Origin of the sequence: Stutzerimonas sp. FeSN7 (genome assembly GCF_030263795.1) — a bacterium.
Lineage (GTDB): Bacteria > Pseudomonadota > Gammaproteobacteria > Pseudomonadales > Pseudomonadaceae > Stutzerimonas > Stutzerimonas stutzeri.
In genome coordinates this window covers 153460-169113 of record NZ_JARPMN010000002.1, presented here as the reverse complement: position 1 = coordinate 169113, position 15654 = coordinate 153460, and the positions used below count along the sequence as shown (strand labels likewise).

Here is a 15654-nt window from a genome sequence, read left to right as displayed (position 1 = left end):
CGCGGCACTGCGACCGAGCCGGCTGTACGGATACCCCGGCTTTGCCTGACCCGCGCCGGCCATTACCATGGCTGCCGTGTCGCCGCCCTGCCATCCACCGTGGCGGGCACCAACCTGGACGAGTCCCGACTATGCCTCTGACGTTACGCCGCGCCGCCGCCCTGCTGCTCGGAGCGCTCTATCTGCCGCTAGTGGCTGCAGCAGACAACCAGCCGACCCACGAGTTCTTCCTCGACAATGGCCTGAAGGTGATCGTTCGCGAGGATCACCGCGCCCCGGTGGTGGTTTCCCAGCTCTGGTACAAGGTCGGCTCCAGCTACGAGACCGCCGGCCAGACAGGCCTGTCCCATGCCCTCGAACACATGATGTTCAAGGGCAGCCGCAAGCTCGACGCCGGCGAAGCCTCGCGCATCCTGCGTGAGCTGGGCGCCGAGGAAAACGCCTTCACCAGCGACGACTACACCGCCTACTACCAGGTGCTGGCCCGCGACCGTCTGGCCGTGGCCTTCGAACTCGAAGCCGATCGCCTGGCCAGCCTCAAGCTGCCGCCAGAAGAGTTCGCCCGCGAGATCGAAGTGATCAAGGAAGAACGCCGCCTGCGCACCGACGACAAGCCCAGCTCGCTGGCCTATGAGCGCTTCAAGACCATCGCCTATCCGGCCAGCGGCTACCGCAACCCGACCATCGGCTGGATGGATGACCTCAATCGCATGCAGGCCGACGAGCTGCGTGCCTGGTACGAGCAATGGTACGCGCCGAACAATGCCACCCTGGTGGTGGTCGGCGACGTGACAGCCGACGAGGTACGCGGGCTGGCCGAGCGTTTCTTCGGCGGCATCGAACGACGCGAGGTGCCGACGGCCAAGCGGCCGCTGGAACTGGACGAACCGGGCGAGCGCCGCCTCAGGCTGCACGTGAGGACGCAGTTGCCGACATTGCTGATGGCGTTCAACGCCCCCAGTCTCGCGACCGAGGAGAATGCCCGCCAGGTGCACGCGCTGCGGTTGATCTCCGCCCTGCTCGACGGTGGCTACAGCGCGCGTCTGCCGGAGCGGCTGGAACGTGGCGAGGAGCTGGTGACCAGCGCCTCGGCCTGGTACGACGCCTACGCCCGCGGCGACAGCCTGTTTGTCCTGAGCGCCGCGCCGAACATGCAGAAGGGCCGCACCCTGGAAGAAGTCGAAGCCGGTCTCTGGCGGGAACTGGACGCGCTCAAGGAGGCGCCACCCTCGGCGGACGAACTCGAGCGGGTTCGCGCCCAGGTCATCGCCGGGCTGGTGTACGAGCGCGATTCCATCACCCAGCAGGCCACCACCATCGGCAAGCTGGAAACCGTCGGCCTGTCCTGGCGGCTGATGGACGAGGAGCTGGCGGCGCTCGAGGCCGTCACGCCCGAAGACATCCAGCAGGCTGCGCGCAGCTATTTCACCCGCTCGCGCCTGAGCGTCGCCCATGTTCTGCCCGAGGAAGCCCGAGATGAGTGATTGCAAAGCCCTGCGCAACGGCCTGCTCGGCCTGCTGCTGGCGGCCAGCTTCGGCCTGGCGGGCTGCGATGAAGGCTCCACCGCCCTGCCGCGCCCCGGCGAACCAGTGAAACAGGACGTGGCCCGCGAGGCCGCCCAACCCGCCGTAGCGAGCGAAGCGGCCACGGCAACGGAGAAACCCCGCCTCGAGTCCCTCAGCGAACTGAGCGACCAGCCGCTGGCCCGACGCAAACTGGACATCCAGAGCTGGCAGACCGCCGAAGGTGCCAAGGTGCTGTTTGTCGAGGCTCGCGAGCTGCCGATGTTCGACCTGCGCCTGACCTTCTCCGCCGGCAGCAGCCAGGACGGTGAGGAACCCGGCCTGGCGCTGCTGACCAATGCCATGCTCAACGAGGGCGTCGAAGGCAAGGACGTCAGCGCCATCGCCCGTGGTTTCGAAGGCCTCGGCGCAGACTTCGGCAACGGCTCCTACCGCGACATGGCGGTGGTCAGCCTGCGCAGCCTGAGCGCGCCGGACAAGCGCGAGCCGGCACTGGCGCTGTTCAATCAGGTCATCGGCCAGCCGACCTTCCCCGAGGACTCGCTGCAGCGGATCAAGAACCAGCTGCTGGCCGGCTTCGAATTCCAGAAGCAGAACCCCGGCAAGCTGGCCAGCCTGGAGCTGTTCGCCCAGCTATATGGCAATCACCCCTACGCCCACCCCAGCGAAGGCACGCCCGAGTCGATTCCGGCGATCGGCGTCGAGCAGCTGCGCGACTTCCATGCCCGTGCCTACGCGGCTGGAAATGCGGTGATCGCGCTGGTCGGCGACCTTTCCCGTGAGGAAGCCGAAGCACTCGCCGCCCAGGTTTCCGCCGCGCTGCCACAAGGTCCGGCACTGCCGACGACGCCCTCGCCCCAACCACCCGCGGCCGGCAAGCACCACATCGACTTCCCCTCCAACCAGAGCCACCTGATGCTGGCCCAGCTCGGCATCCCTCGTGGCCATCCGGACTATGCGGCGCTTTATCTGGGCAATCAAATCCTCGGCGGTGGCGGTTTCGGTACGCGACTGATGGAAGAAGTACGGGAGAAGCGCGGCCTGACCTACGGCATCTATTCCGGCTTCAGCCCGATGCGCGCCGAAGGGCCGTTCATGATCAGCATGCAGACTCGCGCCGAACTCACCGATGGGGCATTGGAACTGGTGCAGCAGCTGGTACGCGATTACCTCGCCGAAGGCCCGACCGAGGCCGAGCTGGAGCGCAGCAAGCGCGAGATCGCCGGCAGTTTCCCGCTGTCCACCGCCAGTAACGCCGATATCGTCGGCCAGCTCGGCAGCATCGGCTTCTACGGCCTGCCGCTGACCTACCTGGAAGACTTCATGGGCGAAATCCAGGCGCTGACGGTCGAACAGGTCAAGAACGCGATGAACAAGCACCTGCAGGAAGATGCCTTCGTCATCGTCACCGCCGGGCCCAGCGTCGAGCAGCAACCGCTGCCGCCGCCCAGCGAAAAACCAATCGAACAGCCCAGCGGCGTTCCGGAGCATTGATGGCCAATCCACCCATTCGCCCCAGCGCCCATGGCGGCCAGGGCCAGTTGCGCATCATCGGCGGCGAATGGCGCTCGCGCCGCTTCAGCTTCCCCGATGCCGAAGGCCTGCGGCCGACGCCGGACCGGGTCCGCGAAACCCTGTTCAACTGGCTGGCGCCCTACCTTTCGGGCGCGCGGGTACTCGACCCGTTCACCGGCAGCGGCGCGCTCTATCTGGAGGCGCTGTCGCGTGGCGCCAGCATGGCCCTGGCGCTGGACGTGAACGCCAACGCCATCGCCAGCCTGCGCAAGCACCTGGACACCCTCAACTGCGGCCACGGCCAGCTGCTGCAGAGCGACGCCCTGCGCTATCTGGACAGCCAGACGCCGGCGCCCTTCGACCTGGTCTTTCTCGACCCGCCGTTCAACAGGAACCTGCTGCAGCCGGCCTGCGAGCTGCTCGAAGGCAAGGGTTGGCTGGCCGCGCACGCCTGGGTCTACACCGAAAGCGAAGCGCCGCCTTCCAGCCTCGGCCTGCCCGGCAACTGGCGACTGCATCGGGAGAAGAAGGCCGGCAAGGTGTTCTATGCCCTGTGGGAACGCCAGGGCCCCAGCGAGCCAACCGCCACTCAGTAGAAGTCGACGGTCTGCCCGTGGCGATCGAAGGCGAGAAAGCGCCCGATATTGCCGGTCTCGATCGAGCCGACCATCATCTTCAACGGCTGCTCGGCCTCGTCGGAGCTGGGCGTGATGCCGGCATGGCCGGGCAGCGCAGCGGCGAACAGCAGGTCCCAGGCCACGCCGGTACGTGCGGACTCCTCGCGCAGGGTAGCGAAATCGCGCAGTTCCTCGGGCAGCTTGTCGACGCAGAGCACCGGCTTTAGCGAGCCGCCGCCGTTTTCCTCGAAGCGCTGCCGCTCGGCCTCGGTGGCATCGGCAGGCAGTTCGGCGCTGACGAAGACGAACAGCAGGCGCTGCGGTACACGCTCCTGGCGCGCAGCCGCCAGCAGTTGGTCGAAGGGGGTCAGGGTCATGGTTTGGTCCAGATGGGTATACCGGCGCCCACTGTCCACCGCCCGCGTGGCGCTGACCATATCTCCAAAGGCATACGCCGCCGCCCGGCCAGCACCATTCAGCCCCTGCATGGCGCTTTTCTTCCGCCGGGCAGCGCTCTAACGTCGCGCTTAAACAGAGGAATCCGAGCGAACGTGTCCGACCCTTTCCAACCGGCGTGGTGGCTGCCAGGCCCGCACCTGCAGACGCTGTGGTCGCCCTTCTTTCGCAACCCGCCCCGGCTGGAACGCCAGCGCGAGCGCCTGTGGCTGGAGGATGGCGACTTCATCGACCTGGACTGGTACGGCCCCCATGACGCCCATGCCCCACTGGTGCTGGTGCTCCACGGGCTGACCGGCTCGTCCAGCTCGCTCTACGTGCTCGGCCTGCAGCAGCGCCTGGCGGAGCAGGGCTGGGCCAGCGTGGCGATCAATTGGCGCGGCTGCTCCGGCGAGCCCAACCTGCTGCCCCGGGGCTACCACTCCGGCGCCAGCGAAGACCTGGCCGCCACCGTCGAACACCTGCGCCGCACCCGCCCCCTGGCGCCGCTCCATGCAGTGGGCTACTCCCTGGGCGGCAACGTGCTGCTGAAGTACCTGGGGGAGTCCGGCGAGGCCTGCCCACTGCAGGGTGCGGTGGCGGTGTCGGTGCCGTTCCGCCTGGACCAGTGCGCCGATCGCATCGGCCTGGGCTTCTCCAGGGTCTACCAGCGGCATTTCATGCGCGAGATGGTCGCCTACGTGCGGGACAAGCAGCGCCTGTTCGCCCACCAGGGCATGGCCGACCGCCTGTCGGTGCTGGAGCAGCTCGGCCCGCTGGACGGCCTGCGCACCTTCTGGGACTTCGACGGGCGCATCACCGCGCCGCTGCACGGCTACGCCGATGCCGACGACTACTACAGGCGCGCCTCCAGCCGCTTCTTCCTCGGTGCCATCCGCGTGCCGACGCTGCTGATCCAGTCGGCGGACGACCCCTTCGTGTTCCGCCACAGCGTGCCGGAGGCCCACGAGCTGTCCGCCAGCACCCGGCTGGAGCTGCACGACAAGGGGGGGCATGTGGGCTTCATCGGCGGCTCGCCGCGCCAGCCCGACTACTACCTGGAACGACGCATTCCCGCCTGGCTGGCCGCGCTGCCGCGCTGACAGGCCTGCGCCTGGCCAACGTCAGCCCAGCGGCGGCACCACCTGCTCCAGCGGCACGAACAACCGGGCCTGGAGTGCCGCCACGGCCTCCCGGCAGCCCTCGGTGACGTAGCCCGCCTCCAGCGCCAGCACCTGGTAGATGCCGCGCATCAGCAGGCGCTGGTCCAGGTCGCCCGGGGCGCTGCGGGTGGTGCAGAGGAAGCGCACCCAGGAGGTCATGATGATCCAGCTGTTCAGCGCCAGCGCCTCGATCTGCGCCGCATCCATGCGCAGGATCCCCACCTCGACGAAGCCCCGGTAGATCGCCTGGGCATGCCCCAGGCAGCGCTGGGCGAACACCCGGTAGCGCGCCGCCAGCTCGTCATCGGACTCCAGCAGGTGCTCCAGGTCGCGGTGCAGGAAGCGGTAGTGCCACATGGCCGCCAGCAGCGCCTCCAGGTAGAAGGTCTTGTCGTCCATGTTCAGCGGCCGGTCCTGGGGCAGGCGCAGGAAGGTGTCCACCCGCGCCTCATACCGGCCGAACAGCTCGGCGACGATCGCCTGCTTGTTGGCGAAGTGGTAGTAGAGGTTGCCCGGCGAGATACCCAGGTGCGCGGCGATGTGGTTGGTGGTGACCGTCCGCTCGCCCTGGGCGTTGAACAGCTCCAGGCTGCTCTGCACGATGCGTTCGCGGGTCTTGATGCGTGGGGCCATGGGCGGGTCGGTCTCACAGGCGCCAAAAAGGTGGCCGAGGGTAACAAAACTACCCAGAGGCCGTGAATCGACGCCCCGGGGGCGGGCAGCCCAACTTTTCGTTTGGTAGGCAAGGGTCGGCCGGCCGCGTCATGCTATTTGACACTCTAGAGCAATTACTCTAGAAATCGGCATGTCCAACAATAACGAAGAGGTGCCGCCATGGTCGCCGATGTCGCCTACCTGCAGCAGACCCAGCAGCAGATCAGCCAGCTGGAAGAACTGTTCGCCCGCCAACGTGCCGCCTATGGCAACCACCCGATGCCCAGCGCCGAGCAGCGCATGCAGTGGCTGCAGTCGCTGCGCGACCTGATCTTCAACGAACAGGACGCCCTGATCCGCGCCGTCAGCCAGGACTTCAGCAACCGCTCGGCGGACGAGACCCTGCTGGCCGAGATCATGCCCAGCCTGCACGGCATCCACTACGCCCGCCGCCGCATCCGCCGCTGGATGAAGCCCTCCCGCCGCGCCGTCGGCCTGGCCTTCCAGCCCGCCTCCGCCAAGGTGGTCTACCAGCCCCTGGGCGTGGTCGGCGTGATCGTGCCGTGGAACTACCCGCTGTTCCTCGCCATCGGCCCGCTGGTGGGTGCGCTGGCCGCCGGCAACCGGGTGATGATCAAGATGAGCGAATCCACCCCGGCCACCTCCCAGCTGTTCAAGGAACTGATTGGGCGCATCTTCCCCGAGGACCAGGTCGCCGTGGTGCTGGGCGAGGCCGACGTGGGCGTCGCCTTCTCCAAGCTGCCCTTCGACCACCTGCTGTTCACCGGTGCCACCAGCATCGGCCGCCACGTGATGCGCGCCGCCGCCGAGAACCTCACCCCGGTGACCCTGGAGCTGGGCGGCAAGTCACCGGCCATCGTCTCCGCCGGCGTCCCCCTGGCGGACGCCGCCGAACGCATCGCCTTCGGCAAGACCATGAACGCCGGCCAGACCTGCGTCGCCCCCGACTACGTACTGGTCCCGCGGGACCGTGTGCAGGGCTTCATCGACGCCTACCGCGAGGCGGTCAACCGCTTCTACCCGAAGCTGGCGGACAACCCCGACTACACCGCCATCATCAACGAGCGCCAGCTGCAGCGCCTGAAGGGCTACCTGCAGGACGCCGAAGCCAAGGGCGCGCGGCTCATCCCGCTGTTCCCCGGCGACCAGGCCCGCCGCCTGGCCCACACCCTGGTGCTGGACGTGAACGACGACATGAAGCTGATGCAGGACGAGATCTTCGGCCCGCTGCTGCCGGTGGTGCCCTATGACCGCCTCGACGACGCCCTCGCCTACGTCAACCAGCGCCCGCGCCCCCTGGCCCTCTACTACTTCGGCTACGACAAGCGCGAGCAGCAGCACGTGCTGGAGCAGACCCACTCCGGCGGCGTCTGCCTGAACGACACCCTGCTGCACGTCGCCCAGGACGACATGCCCTTCGGCGGCATCGGCCCGTCCGGCATGGGCCACTACCACGGCCATGAAGGCTTCCTCACCTTCAGCAAGGCCAAGGCGGTGTTCGCCAAGCAACGCTTCAACGCCGCCCGGATGATCTACCCGCCTTACGGCAAAGCCATTCAGAAACTGGTCTACAAGCTGTTCGTTCGCTAACCCTGCAAGGGACCTGATGGGGTCACAACAACAATGACAGACACCACCCTCCAAGCGCCGGGGCTTACCCGGCGCGGCCTGCTGAAAGTCGGCCTCGTCGGCGGCGCATTCCTCGCCACCGCCGGGGTCACCGCCACCCTCACCGGCTGCTCCGCCTCCACACCGGCCAACGGCATGGTCGTGCTGCGGGACTCCGACCTGCCCTGCCTGAAGGCACTGATCCCGGTGATGCTCGCCGGCGCCGTCGCCGCCGAGCAGATGCCCCAGGCCGTTGCCGGCACCATCCAGAGCCTGGACAACGCCCTGGCCCACCTCTCCCCGGAGATGCTCAAGCTCACCGTGCAGCTGTTCGACGTGCTCGCCCTGCCCATCACCCGGGGCCCGCTCACCGGCATCTGGGGCAGCTGGGAGAACGCCAGCGCCGACGACGTGCGCACCTTCCTCTCGCGCTGGCAGAACAGCTTCATCGGCCTGCTGAAAATGGGGCACGCCTCCCTGCTGCAGCTGGTGATGATGGCCTGGTACAGCCGGCAGGAAGCCTGGGCGCACTGCGGCTACCCCGGTCCGCCGACCGTCTGAGCGCCGCGACCACAACAAGAACCCCGCGCCCCGACCGCCAGGCCGGCCGGCGCGACCGAGGATTGAGCTGATGCCCGTACCTGATCTGTTCGCCGAGGGCCTGGCCCGCGGCTGGAAAACCCACAACGGCTCCCGCCTGGAGCAGGACCTGACCCTGGAAGCCGACGTCGCCATCGTCGGCAGCGGCGCCGGAGGCGGCACCTCCGCCGAGATCCTCAGCGCCGCCGGCTACAAGGTGCTGATCATCGAGGAAGGCCCGCTGAAGACCAGCAGCGACTTCAAGATGCAGGAAGCCGAGGCCTATCCCTCCCTCTACCAGGAAGGCATCGGCCGCATGTCCAAGGACGGCGCCGTCACCATCATGCAAGGCCGTGCCGTCGGCGGCACCACCCTGGTGAACTGGACCTCCAGCTTCCGCACCCCCGAGCCGACCCTGGAGCACTGGGCCAAGGAGCACGGCGTCAAAGGGCACAGCCCGGCCGAGATGGCCCCCTGGTTCGAGAAGATGGAACAGCGCCTGGGCGTCGCGCCCTGGGCCATCCCGCCGAACGCCAACAACGACGTGCTGCGCCAGGGCTGCGAGAAGCTCGGCCTGCACTGGAAGGTCATCCCGCGCAACGTGCGCGGCTGCTGGAACCTCGGCTACTGCGGCATGGGCTGCCCGACCAACGCCAAGCAGTCGATGCTGGTCACCACCATCCCCGCCACCCTCGACAAGGGCGGCGAGCTGCTCTACCTCGCCCGTGCCCAGCGCCTGCTGATCCAGGGCGACAAGGTCACCGGCATCGAATGCCAGGCCATGGACGAACGCTGCGTCGCCCCCACCGGCCGCACCATCACCGTCAAGGCCCGCCACTACGTGCTGGCCGGCGGCGGCATCAACACCCCCGGCCTGCTGCTGCGCTCCGACGCCCCCGACCCTCACGGCCGCGCCGGCAAGCGCACCTTCCTGCACCTGGTGAACTTCTCCGCCGCGCAGTTCGACCAGGTCATCAACCCGTTCTACGGCGCGCCGCAATCCATCTATTCCGACCATTACCAGTGGGACGACGGCACCACCGGGCGCATGTCCTACAAACTCGAAGTACCGCCGCTGCAACCGGCGCTCACCGCCACCCTGCTCGGCCGCTTCGGCGAGGACAACGCCCTGCGCATGGAGCAGCTGCCCCACACCAACGTGATGCTGGCGCTGCTGCGCGACGGCTTCCACCCGGAAAGCGCCGAAGGCACCGTGGAGCTGCGCGGCGACGGCAGCCCGGTGCTCGACTACCGCCTCACCAACTACACCTGGGACGGCCTGCGCCGGGCCTTCCACACCATGGCCGAGATCCAGTTCGCCGCCGGCGCCAAGGCCGTGCTGCCGCTGCACGCCGACGCCGACTACGTGAAGACCCCGGCCGAAGCCCGCGAACTGATCGACCGCCTGTCCCTGGAGCTGTACCGCACCCGCCTGGGCAGCGCCCACGTCATGGGCGGCTGCGCCATGGGCGAGGATCCGAAGCAGGCCGTCACCGACAGCCTCGGACGCCACCACCAGCTGGAAAACCTGTCGATCCACGACGGCTCGCTGTTCCCCACCAGCATCGGCGCCAACCCCCAGCTGTCGGTCTACGGCCTCACCGCCCAGCTCTCCACCGAGCTGGCCAAGCGCCTGGGCAAGGCCTGACGCCCCCGGGCCCGCGCCCGGCGGGCCCGGCATCCGACGGACCGCGTGAACCGCACCTGTGCGCCTTTGCCGCAGGGTGCGGCCTGCGCTACCATCCGACTCCCTTACGGACCCACCCCAGGACGTAGCGATGAACCGAGTGCTGTATCCGGGCACCTTCGACCCGATTACCAAGGGCCATGCCGATCTGATCGAGCGTGCCTCCCGCCTGTTCGACACCGTGATCATCGCGGTCGCCGCCAGCCCCAAGAAGAACCCCCTGTTCTCCCTGGAGCAGCGCGTAGGGCTGGCCAAGGAAGTCACCAAGCACCTGCCCAACGTCGAAGTGGTGGGCTTCTCCACCCTGCTGGCGCACTTCGTCAAGGAACAGAACGCCAACGTGTTCCTCCGTGGGCTGCGCGCCGTCTCCGACTTCGAGTACGAATTCCAGCTGGCCAACATGAACCGCCAGCTCGCCCCGGACGTGGAAAGCATGTTCCTCACCCCGTCCGAGAAGTACTCCTTCATCTCCTCCACCCTGGTACGCGAAATCGCGGCCCTGGGCGGCGACATCAGCAAGTTCGTCCACCCCGCCGTGGCCGACGCCCTGGCCGAGCGCTTCAAGCGCTGACCGCCGGCCGGCGCGCACAGGTGGTGCGCCGGCCCCCGCATTCCGGCACAATTCCGCTCCTGTTCCGATAGACCGCCGTGTTTGGACGGCTGGAGTTGTTCCATGTCCCTCAAGATCACCGACGATTGCATCAACTGCGACGTCTGCGAACCCGAGTGCCCCAACGGCGCCATCTCCCAGGGTGAAGAGATCTACGTCATCGACCCCAACCTCTGCACCGAGTGCGTCGGCCACTACGACGAACCGCAGTGCCAGCAGGTCTGCCCGGTGGACTGCATCCCGCTCGACGAGAACAACGTCGAGAGCAAGGACGAACTGATGCAGAAATACCTGATCATCACCGGCAAGGCGTGATGCGCTGGCGGCGACCGACCCGGCGGAGGCTCCTGTTCAGGGTGCTCCACGGCTGGTTCGCCGCCCTGCTGTTACTGGCCTGCAGCGTCCAGGCCAACCCGCTCGACAATGGTGCCGTCGCCACTGCCCACCCCCTGGCCAGCGAAGTCGGCCGCCAGATCCTTGAAGCAGGCGGCAACGCCTTCGACGCCACCGTCGCGGTGAGCGCCGCACTGGCCGTGGTCGAGCCCTATGGCTCGGGGCTCGGCGGTGGTGGCTTCTTTCTGCTGCGCGAGGCCGCCGAACCGGCCCGTCACGTATTTCTCGACGCCCGCGAGCGGGCGCCGCGCGCCGCCACGCCGGACCTGTATCTGCGCGACGGGCAGTTCCAGCGCGACCTGTCGCTGAACGGCCCGCTGGCGGCGGCGATTCCCGGCACGCCAGCGGCGCTGGTCGAGCTCGCCGAACAACGTGGTCGCCTGCCACTCGAGGCAACCCTGGCGCCGGCCATCGCCCTGGCCCGCGACGGCTTCGAGGTGGATGCGGTGTACCGCCAGCGCGCCAGCTGGCGCCTGGCCGCACTGCGTGACGATCCCGAGAGTGCGCGGCTGTTTCTCGACGAAGGCGATCTTCCGGCCGAAGGTCATCTGCTGCGCCAGCCGGAACTGGCGCAAACCCTGGAGCGACTCGCCAGCAACGGCCGTGACGGCTTCTATCGCGGCGAACTGGCACAGAAGCTGGTCCAGGGCGTACGTGCGGCCGGCGGCATCTGGTCGCTGGACGACCTGGCCGACTACCGCACCGTGGAGCGCGAGCCCCTGCGGTTCGCCCTGGCCGATGGCCGCGAGCTGATCGGTGCGCCGCCGCCCTCGGCCGGCGGGGTGATCCTCGCGCAGAGCCTGGGCATCCTCGAACGCCTCGCCTGGCGTGAGGCCGAACCGCTGCAGCGCAGCCACCTGGTGGTCGAGGCATTGCGTCGCGCGTACCGTGACCGCGGGCTGCTGGGCGATCCCGATTTCGTCGCCGCACCGATCGAGCGGCTGTTGTCCGCGCGCTACCTGGACCAGCTGGCCGCCGCCATCGACCGCGAGCACGCCACCCCGAGCAGCGACCTGCCACCGGCACCACGCTGGCGCGAGGGCGAGCACACCACGCATTTCGCCGTGATCGATGCCGAAGGCAATGCGGTGGCGGCGACGCTGTCGCTGAACATGATGTTTGGCGCCGCCTTCACCGTGCCCGGCACCGGGGTACTGCTCAACGACGAGATGGACGATTTCGCCGCCGACATCGACGGCAGCAACGCCTACGGTCTGGAAGGCAGCAGCGCCAACGCCATCGCCGGGGGCAAGCGGCCGTTGTCGAGCATGAGCCCGACCTTCATCGAGAGCCGCGAGGAATTCACCGCTTTCGGCACCCCCGGCGGCAGTCGCATTCCCAGCATGGTGCTGCTCTCGGCCCTGTCCTATCTGGACGGCGAGCCGGTGCAGGCCTGGCCGGCGGCGCCACGCTACCACCATCAGTACCTGCCGGACGTGCTGCAGTACGAGGCCGATGCCTTCAGCGCGGCCCAGCTGGACGCGCTACGTGCCCGCGGCCACCAGCCCAGGCTGATCGAGCGGGACTACGGCAACCAGCAGGTGCTCTACTGGCACAAGCCGAGCGGCAAGGTCGAAGCGGCCAGCGACCCGCGCGGCATCGGCCGCGCGCTGAAGGTACCCGCACGGCGCCAGCCGATCACGGCTGCACAATGACCGGGCCGTCGTCCGCCGCCAGCTGCCGCAGCTGACGCGTCAGCTCGTGGCCCTCACCCAGCAGCAGGGCGTTGCGCAGGCTCTGGATGATGCGGCTGGCATAGCCCAGGTCGTTCATCAGCGAGCTGGTCTGCAGGCCGTCCAGCTTGTGATTGCGGATCGACTCGAACAGCCGCCGGCGAAACTCGGTGTCGAAGTGTGCGGCACGTTCGTCCAGCCAGTTCAGCCGCTCGCGCCAGAGCTCATCGGGCAGCTCGGAGTGATTCAGCGCGCGAATTTCCCGTAGCGATTCCAGCAGCTGCCGGCGCAGTTCGACATAGGCCTGGCGCGCGGCGGAATCGTCCTGGCGCAGGTACAGGCCAAGGTTCTTCTGCAGGTGCTTGGCATCCTTGACCGCATCCACCAGCTGCAGCGCGGCGACCTGGCAGTTCACCCAGAACGCCTGATGGCTCTCGTCCAGCGGCAGCTCCAGGCGGCCCATGAACGTCAGCAGATCGGAATACACACCCTTGATATGGCGCTGGTACAGATGTTCGGCGTCCAGCGCCTGGGCTTCGGGACGGGCATGCAGCAGCGCTTCGTCGACCCGGCCCTGCTGACGCAGCTGCTCGACCGGCAGGTAGAGGGCATGACAGATCACCTCCAGGCTCAGGCGTGCCAGGTGCTGCAGCTCCTGAGCCACCGCGCTGGCCGCGGCATCGGCCGAATCCAGTGCCCGCTCGTTGAGATAGCGCGCATGGGTCACGCCATCCGCCGGCGTTGGCGTCAGCTCGGTGATCAGCACCGTCGGCTCGGCCCGCTCCGGCAGCACGCGCAGCAGGACGTTTGCCAGCTGCGTCTGCCAGGGCCAGAAGAGCAGCACGCCCATGCCGTTGAACAGGCTGTGGAACAGCGCCAGCTGAATCAGCCGGTTCTCGCCCAACCCCAGCGGCGCGACCAGCCACTGCACCAGCCAGGCCAGGGGCACCAGCAGTGCGATTGCCAGGATGGCGGTCGTGACGTTGAACAGCACATGCGCCAGGGCCAGGCGCTGGCCGCTGCGGTTACCGCCCAGCGAGCCGACAAAGGCGGTGGTGACGCTGGTGCCGACGTTCGCACCGATGGCGGTGGCCAGCGCCTGAGTCAGATCCAGCTGACCGGCGGCCAACGCGGTCAGGGTCAGCATCAGCGTTGCGTGGCTCGATTGCAGGACCACGGTGGCGAGCAGGCCGATGCCGACGAACAGCAGCTGGCCGGTCAGCCCGCCGGCGTGATACTGCGACAGGTCCATGCCGCCGAAGCTGGAAAAACCGGTCTTGATCTGATCGATACCGAGAAAGATGAAGGCGATACCGAGCACGATGCGCCCGGCCGCTTTGCCCTTGTCGCCGCTGAAGCTGGCCAGCACCCCGAAGACCAGCAGCGGCAAGGCCAGCGGACTCAGGCTGACGTTCTGCCCGGCCAGCGCCAGCAGCCAGATGCCGGTGGTGGACCCCAGGTTGGCGCCGAACAGGATGGCGATACCGCCGGCGAGCTTGATCAGCCCGGTACTGATGAAGGCGATGGTGAGCAGCGATACCAGCGTGCTGGACTGCAGCAGCATGGTGCCGCTGACGCCGAACATCAGCCCCTTGAACGGGGTCGCGGTACTGCGGGCGAGCAGTTGCTCGAGTGTGCTGCCGGCCAGCTGACGCAGGCCCTCCTCGAGGCACTGCATGCCGAACAGGAACAGCGCCAGCCCCGCGCAGAGTTCGAGCCAGCCGCTGCTGGCCCAGAACGACCAGGACAGCAGCAATACGCCCGCGAGGGGCAGGAGGATCTTGAAGAAGGAAGGTTTCAAGATGGCTTCGCGCGGATAGATGAACTGGGGAGGCGAAGCCTACTGCAGCGGCACCGCGATCGGAAGGCTCAGCGCCTGCCAGTCGCGGTGCGGATGATGCCGGTCAATTCTGTGCGTTGTAGCCGCTGGTGGTGCAGCCCAGGCAGCGTACGAAGGCTGCCTTGCCTGGCTCGACCACCAGCGCCTTGCCCGCCTCACCGACATTGCCGCCCAGCGCGGTGAACGGCAGGCTGACGACGAAAGCGGCGGCGCCCAGCACGGTCGCGCCGATCAGCAGCGGGCGGGCGATGACCAGGTCACCGATCATGGAGTAGGCCTTCGGAGCCTCGACGGTGTACATCGGATCGCCGCTGGCGTTCTGCGGGACCGATTCCGCGTGCGCCGGCATTGCCAGCAGGCCAGTGGTCAGAGCCAAGACAGCAGCGGTGGAGCGGAACAGATTCATGGTGTGGTCCTTCAGCTGTGCGAAACGCGGCAATTTTAGTTGTGGCGGCCACTATAGCAGCGGCCAGGGCCCGCGGGGCGTGAACGCCGTCAACGCGCGCGCAGTTGCGCCGCCTCAGCGTTGGCAGCGACCGCAGTAGACACTGGCGCGCTGACCGAGGCGAATCTCGCGCAATGTGCCACCGCAGTTCCTGCAGAACTCTCCGCCACGGCCATAGACGAACAGCTCCTGCTGGAAGTAACCGGGCTTGCCATCGCCACCGACGAAATCGCGCAGCGTGGTGCCACCGCGCTCGATGGCCATGGCCAGGATGCGGCGGATCTCCTCGCCGAGCTTCAGATAGCGCGCCCGCGAGATGCTGCCGGCCGGCCGCCGCGGATCGATCCCGGCGGCGAACAGCGCCTCGCTCGCATAGATGTTGCCGACGCCCACCACCACAGCGTTGTCCATGATGAACGGCTTGACCGCCATGCTGCGCCCGCGCGACAGCCGATACAGCCGGTCGCCATCGAAGTCCTCGCCCAGCGGCTCGGGCCCGAGGCTGGCCAGCAGTACATGCGCCAGCGGCTCGTCGCTCCAGAGCATCGCGCCGAAGCGCCGCGGATCGGTGTAGCGCAGGGCCTGACCGGACTCCAGCAGGATGTCGACGTGCTCATGCTTGGCCGCGGGCGATGCCGCGTCCACCAGACGCAGGCTGCCAGACATGCCGAGATGGACGATCAGCGTGCCGCTCTCGGCGCGGATCAGCAGGTACTTGGCGCGCCGCTCGACGGCCTCGATGCGCTGGCCGGACAGACGCACGTCGAGATCTTCCGGAATCGGCCAGCGCAGGCGTCGGTCACGCACCAGCACGCGGCTGACGCGCTGGCCGACCAGATGCGGCTCGATGCCACGGCGGGTGGTTTCGACTTCGGGAAGTTCGGGCATGG

The 15654-nt window shown here is 67.9% G+C and carries 15 protein-coding genes; 10 read left to right on the top strand and 5 right to left on the bottom strand.

Features of this window, described 5'->3' with window-relative positions:
- Positions 1-131: 131 nt before the first annotated feature.
- Genes P5703_RS23625 through rsmD form a run of 3 tightly spaced genes read left to right on the top strand, consistent with a single transcriptional unit; the run spans position 132 to position 3635 of the window.
- Entirely contained in the window at positions 132-1484 is a 1353-nt protein-coding gene (locus P5703_RS23625) for a M16 family metallopeptidase (protein WP_049340272.1), read from the top strand.
- A complete protein-coding gene (locus P5703_RS23620) occupies positions 1477-3018 on the top strand; it encodes a M16 family metallopeptidase (protein ID WP_169918075.1) in 1542 nt (513 codons plus the stop codon). The genes P5703_RS23625 and P5703_RS23620 overlap by 8 nt, the downstream gene beginning before the upstream one ends.
- On the top strand, positions 3018-3635 hold the full coding sequence (rsmD, locus tag P5703_RS23615; protein WP_011915000.1) for a 16S rRNA (guanine(966)-N(2))-methyltransferase RsmD: 618 nt from the start codon (positions 3018-3020) through the stop codon (positions 3633-3635). The genes P5703_RS23620 and rsmD overlap by 1 nt, the downstream gene beginning before the upstream one ends.
- Here rsmD and P5703_RS23610 read toward each other — a convergent pair.
- Positions 3629-4033: a hypothetical protein gene (locus tag P5703_RS23610; protein WP_043942372.1), complete on the bottom strand. Its 405-nt coding sequence runs from the start codon at positions 4031-4033 to the stop codon at positions 3629-3631. The genes rsmD and P5703_RS23610 overlap by 7 nt on opposite strands.
- 174 nt (positions 4034-4207) lie before the next feature.
- Between P5703_RS23610 and P5703_RS23605 the strand changes: the two genes are divergently transcribed.
- The gene (locus P5703_RS23605) at positions 4208-5194 is read left to right on the top strand and encodes a hydrolase (protein WP_256449711.1); all 987 of its coding nucleotides are present in this window, start codon (positions 4208-4210) and stop codon (positions 5192-5194) included.
- Between the two features lie 21 nt (positions 5195-5215).
- Here P5703_RS23605 and P5703_RS23600 read toward each other — a convergent pair whose 3' ends face one another.
- Positions 5216-5887, bottom strand: coding sequence for a TetR/AcrR family transcriptional regulator (locus tag P5703_RS23600; RefSeq protein ID WP_169918077.1), 672 nt, complete (start codon positions 5885-5887; stop codon positions 5216-5218).
- 201 nt (positions 5888-6088) lie between these two features.
- On the opposite strand from P5703_RS23600, the gene P5703_RS23595 reads away from it, so the two are divergent.
- The 6 genes from P5703_RS23595 to ggt all read left to right on the top strand — a co-directional run bounded on the left by P5703_RS23595 (position 6089) and on the right by ggt (position 12461).
- Positions 6089-7519 (top strand): coniferyl aldehyde dehydrogenase, encoded by a 1431-nt coding sequence (locus tag P5703_RS23595; RefSeq protein WP_169918078.1) that lies wholly within the window; start codon positions 6089-6091, stop codon positions 7517-7519.
- 33 nt (positions 7520-7552) lie between these two features.
- A complete protein-coding gene (locus P5703_RS23590; RefSeq protein ID WP_074967169.1) occupies positions 7553-8098 on the top strand; it encodes a twin-arginine translocation pathway signal protein in 546 nt (181 codons plus the stop codon).
- Positions 8099-8168: 70 nt separating this feature from the next.
- Positions 8169-9764 carry a GMC family oxidoreductase gene (locus tag P5703_RS23585; protein WP_169918079.1) on the top strand — a complete coding sequence of 532 codons (1596 nt, stop codon included), beginning with the start codon at positions 8169-8171 and terminating at the stop codon, positions 9762-9764.
- Between the two features lie 130 nt (positions 9765-9894).
- Positions 9895-10374 carry a pantetheine-phosphate adenylyltransferase gene (gene coaD / locus P5703_RS23580; protein ID WP_044403635.1) on the top strand — a complete coding sequence of 160 codons (480 nt, stop codon included), beginning with the start codon at positions 9895-9897 and terminating at the stop codon, positions 10372-10374.
- Between the two features lie 102 nt (positions 10375-10476).
- Positions 10477-10728, top strand: coding sequence for a YfhL family 4Fe-4S dicluster ferredoxin (locus tag P5703_RS23575; protein WP_008568547.1), 252 nt, complete (start codon positions 10477-10479; stop codon positions 10726-10728).
- Positions 10728-12461 (top strand): gamma-glutamyltransferase, encoded by a 1734-nt coding sequence (ggt, locus tag P5703_RS23570; protein ID WP_125460084.1) that lies wholly within the window; start codon positions 10728-10730, stop codon positions 12459-12461. The genes P5703_RS23575 and ggt overlap by 1 nt, the downstream gene beginning before the upstream one ends.
- On the opposite strand, the gene P5703_RS23565 is transcribed toward ggt, so the two are convergent.
- The 3 genes from P5703_RS23565 to mutM all read right to left on the bottom strand — a co-directional run bounded on the left by P5703_RS23565 (position 12445) and on the right by mutM (position 15652).
- A complete protein-coding gene (locus P5703_RS23565; protein ID WP_125460085.1) occupies positions 12445-14280 on the bottom strand; it encodes a Na/Pi cotransporter family protein in 1836 nt (611 codons plus the stop codon). The genes ggt and P5703_RS23565 overlap by 17 nt on opposite strands.
- 103 nt (positions 14281-14383) lie before the next feature.
- The gene (locus tag P5703_RS23560; protein ID WP_013984357.1) at positions 14384-14725 is read right to left on the bottom strand and encodes a hypothetical protein; all 342 of its coding nucleotides are present in this window, start codon (positions 14723-14725) and stop codon (positions 14384-14386) included.
- 114 nt (positions 14726-14839) lie between these two features.
- A complete protein-coding gene (gene mutM / locus P5703_RS23555) occupies positions 14840-15652 on the bottom strand; it encodes a bifunctional DNA-formamidopyrimidine glycosylase/DNA-(apurinic or apyrimidinic site) lyase (protein ID WP_017244120.1) in 813 nt (270 codons plus the stop codon).
- Between the last annotated feature and the right edge of the window lie 2 nt (positions 15653-15654).

Excerpts from the sequence above, each read along its gene's own strand:
- P5703_RS23590 (WP_074967169.1), top strand. The coding sequence starts at position 7,553 with ATGACAGACACCACCCTCCAAGCGCCGGGGCTTACCCGGCGCGGCCTG.
- P5703_RS23595 (WP_169918078.1), top strand. The coding sequence starts at position 6,089 with ATGGTCGCCGATGTCGCCTACCTGCAGCAGACCCAGCAGCAGATCAGC.
- P5703_RS23625 (WP_049340272.1), top strand. The coding sequence starts at position 132 with ATGCCTCTGACGTTACGCCGCGCCGCCGCCCTGCTGCTCGGAGCGCTC.
- mutM (WP_017244120.1), bottom strand. The coding sequence starts at position 15,652 with ATGCCCGAACTTCCCGAAGTCGAAACCACCCGCCGTGGCATCGAGCCG.
- P5703_RS23575 (WP_008568547.1), top strand. The coding sequence starts at position 10,477 with ATGTCCCTCAAGATCACCGACGATTGCATCAACTGCGACGTCTGCGAA.
- rsmD (WP_011915000.1), top strand. The coding sequence starts at position 3,018 with ATGGCCAATCCACCCATTCGCCCCAGCGCCCATGGCGGCCAGGGCCAG.
- coaD (WP_044403635.1), top strand. The coding sequence starts at position 9,895 with ATGAACCGAGTGCTGTATCCGGGCACCTTCGACCCGATTACCAAGGGC.
- P5703_RS23600 (WP_169918077.1), bottom strand. The coding sequence starts at position 5,887 with ATGGCCCCACGCATCAAGACCCGCGAACGCATCGTGCAGAGCAGCCTG.
- P5703_RS23620 (WP_169918075.1), top strand. The coding sequence starts at position 1,477 with ATGAGTGATTGCAAAGCCCTGCGCAACGGCCTGCTCGGCCTGCTGCTG.
- P5703_RS23610 (WP_043942372.1), bottom strand. The coding sequence starts at position 4,033 with ATGACCCTGACCCCCTTCGACCAACTGCTGGCGGCTGCGCGCCAGGAG.
- P5703_RS23560 (WP_013984357.1), bottom strand. The coding sequence starts at position 14,725 with ATGAATCTGTTCCGCTCCACCGCTGCTGTCTTGGCTCTGACCACTGGC.
- P5703_RS23585 (WP_169918079.1), top strand. The coding sequence starts at position 8,169 with ATGCCCGTACCTGATCTGTTCGCCGAGGGCCTGGCCCGCGGCTGGAAA.
- ggt (WP_125460084.1), top strand. The coding sequence starts at position 10,728 with ATGCGCTGGCGGCGACCGACCCGGCGGAGGCTCCTGTTCAGGGTGCTC.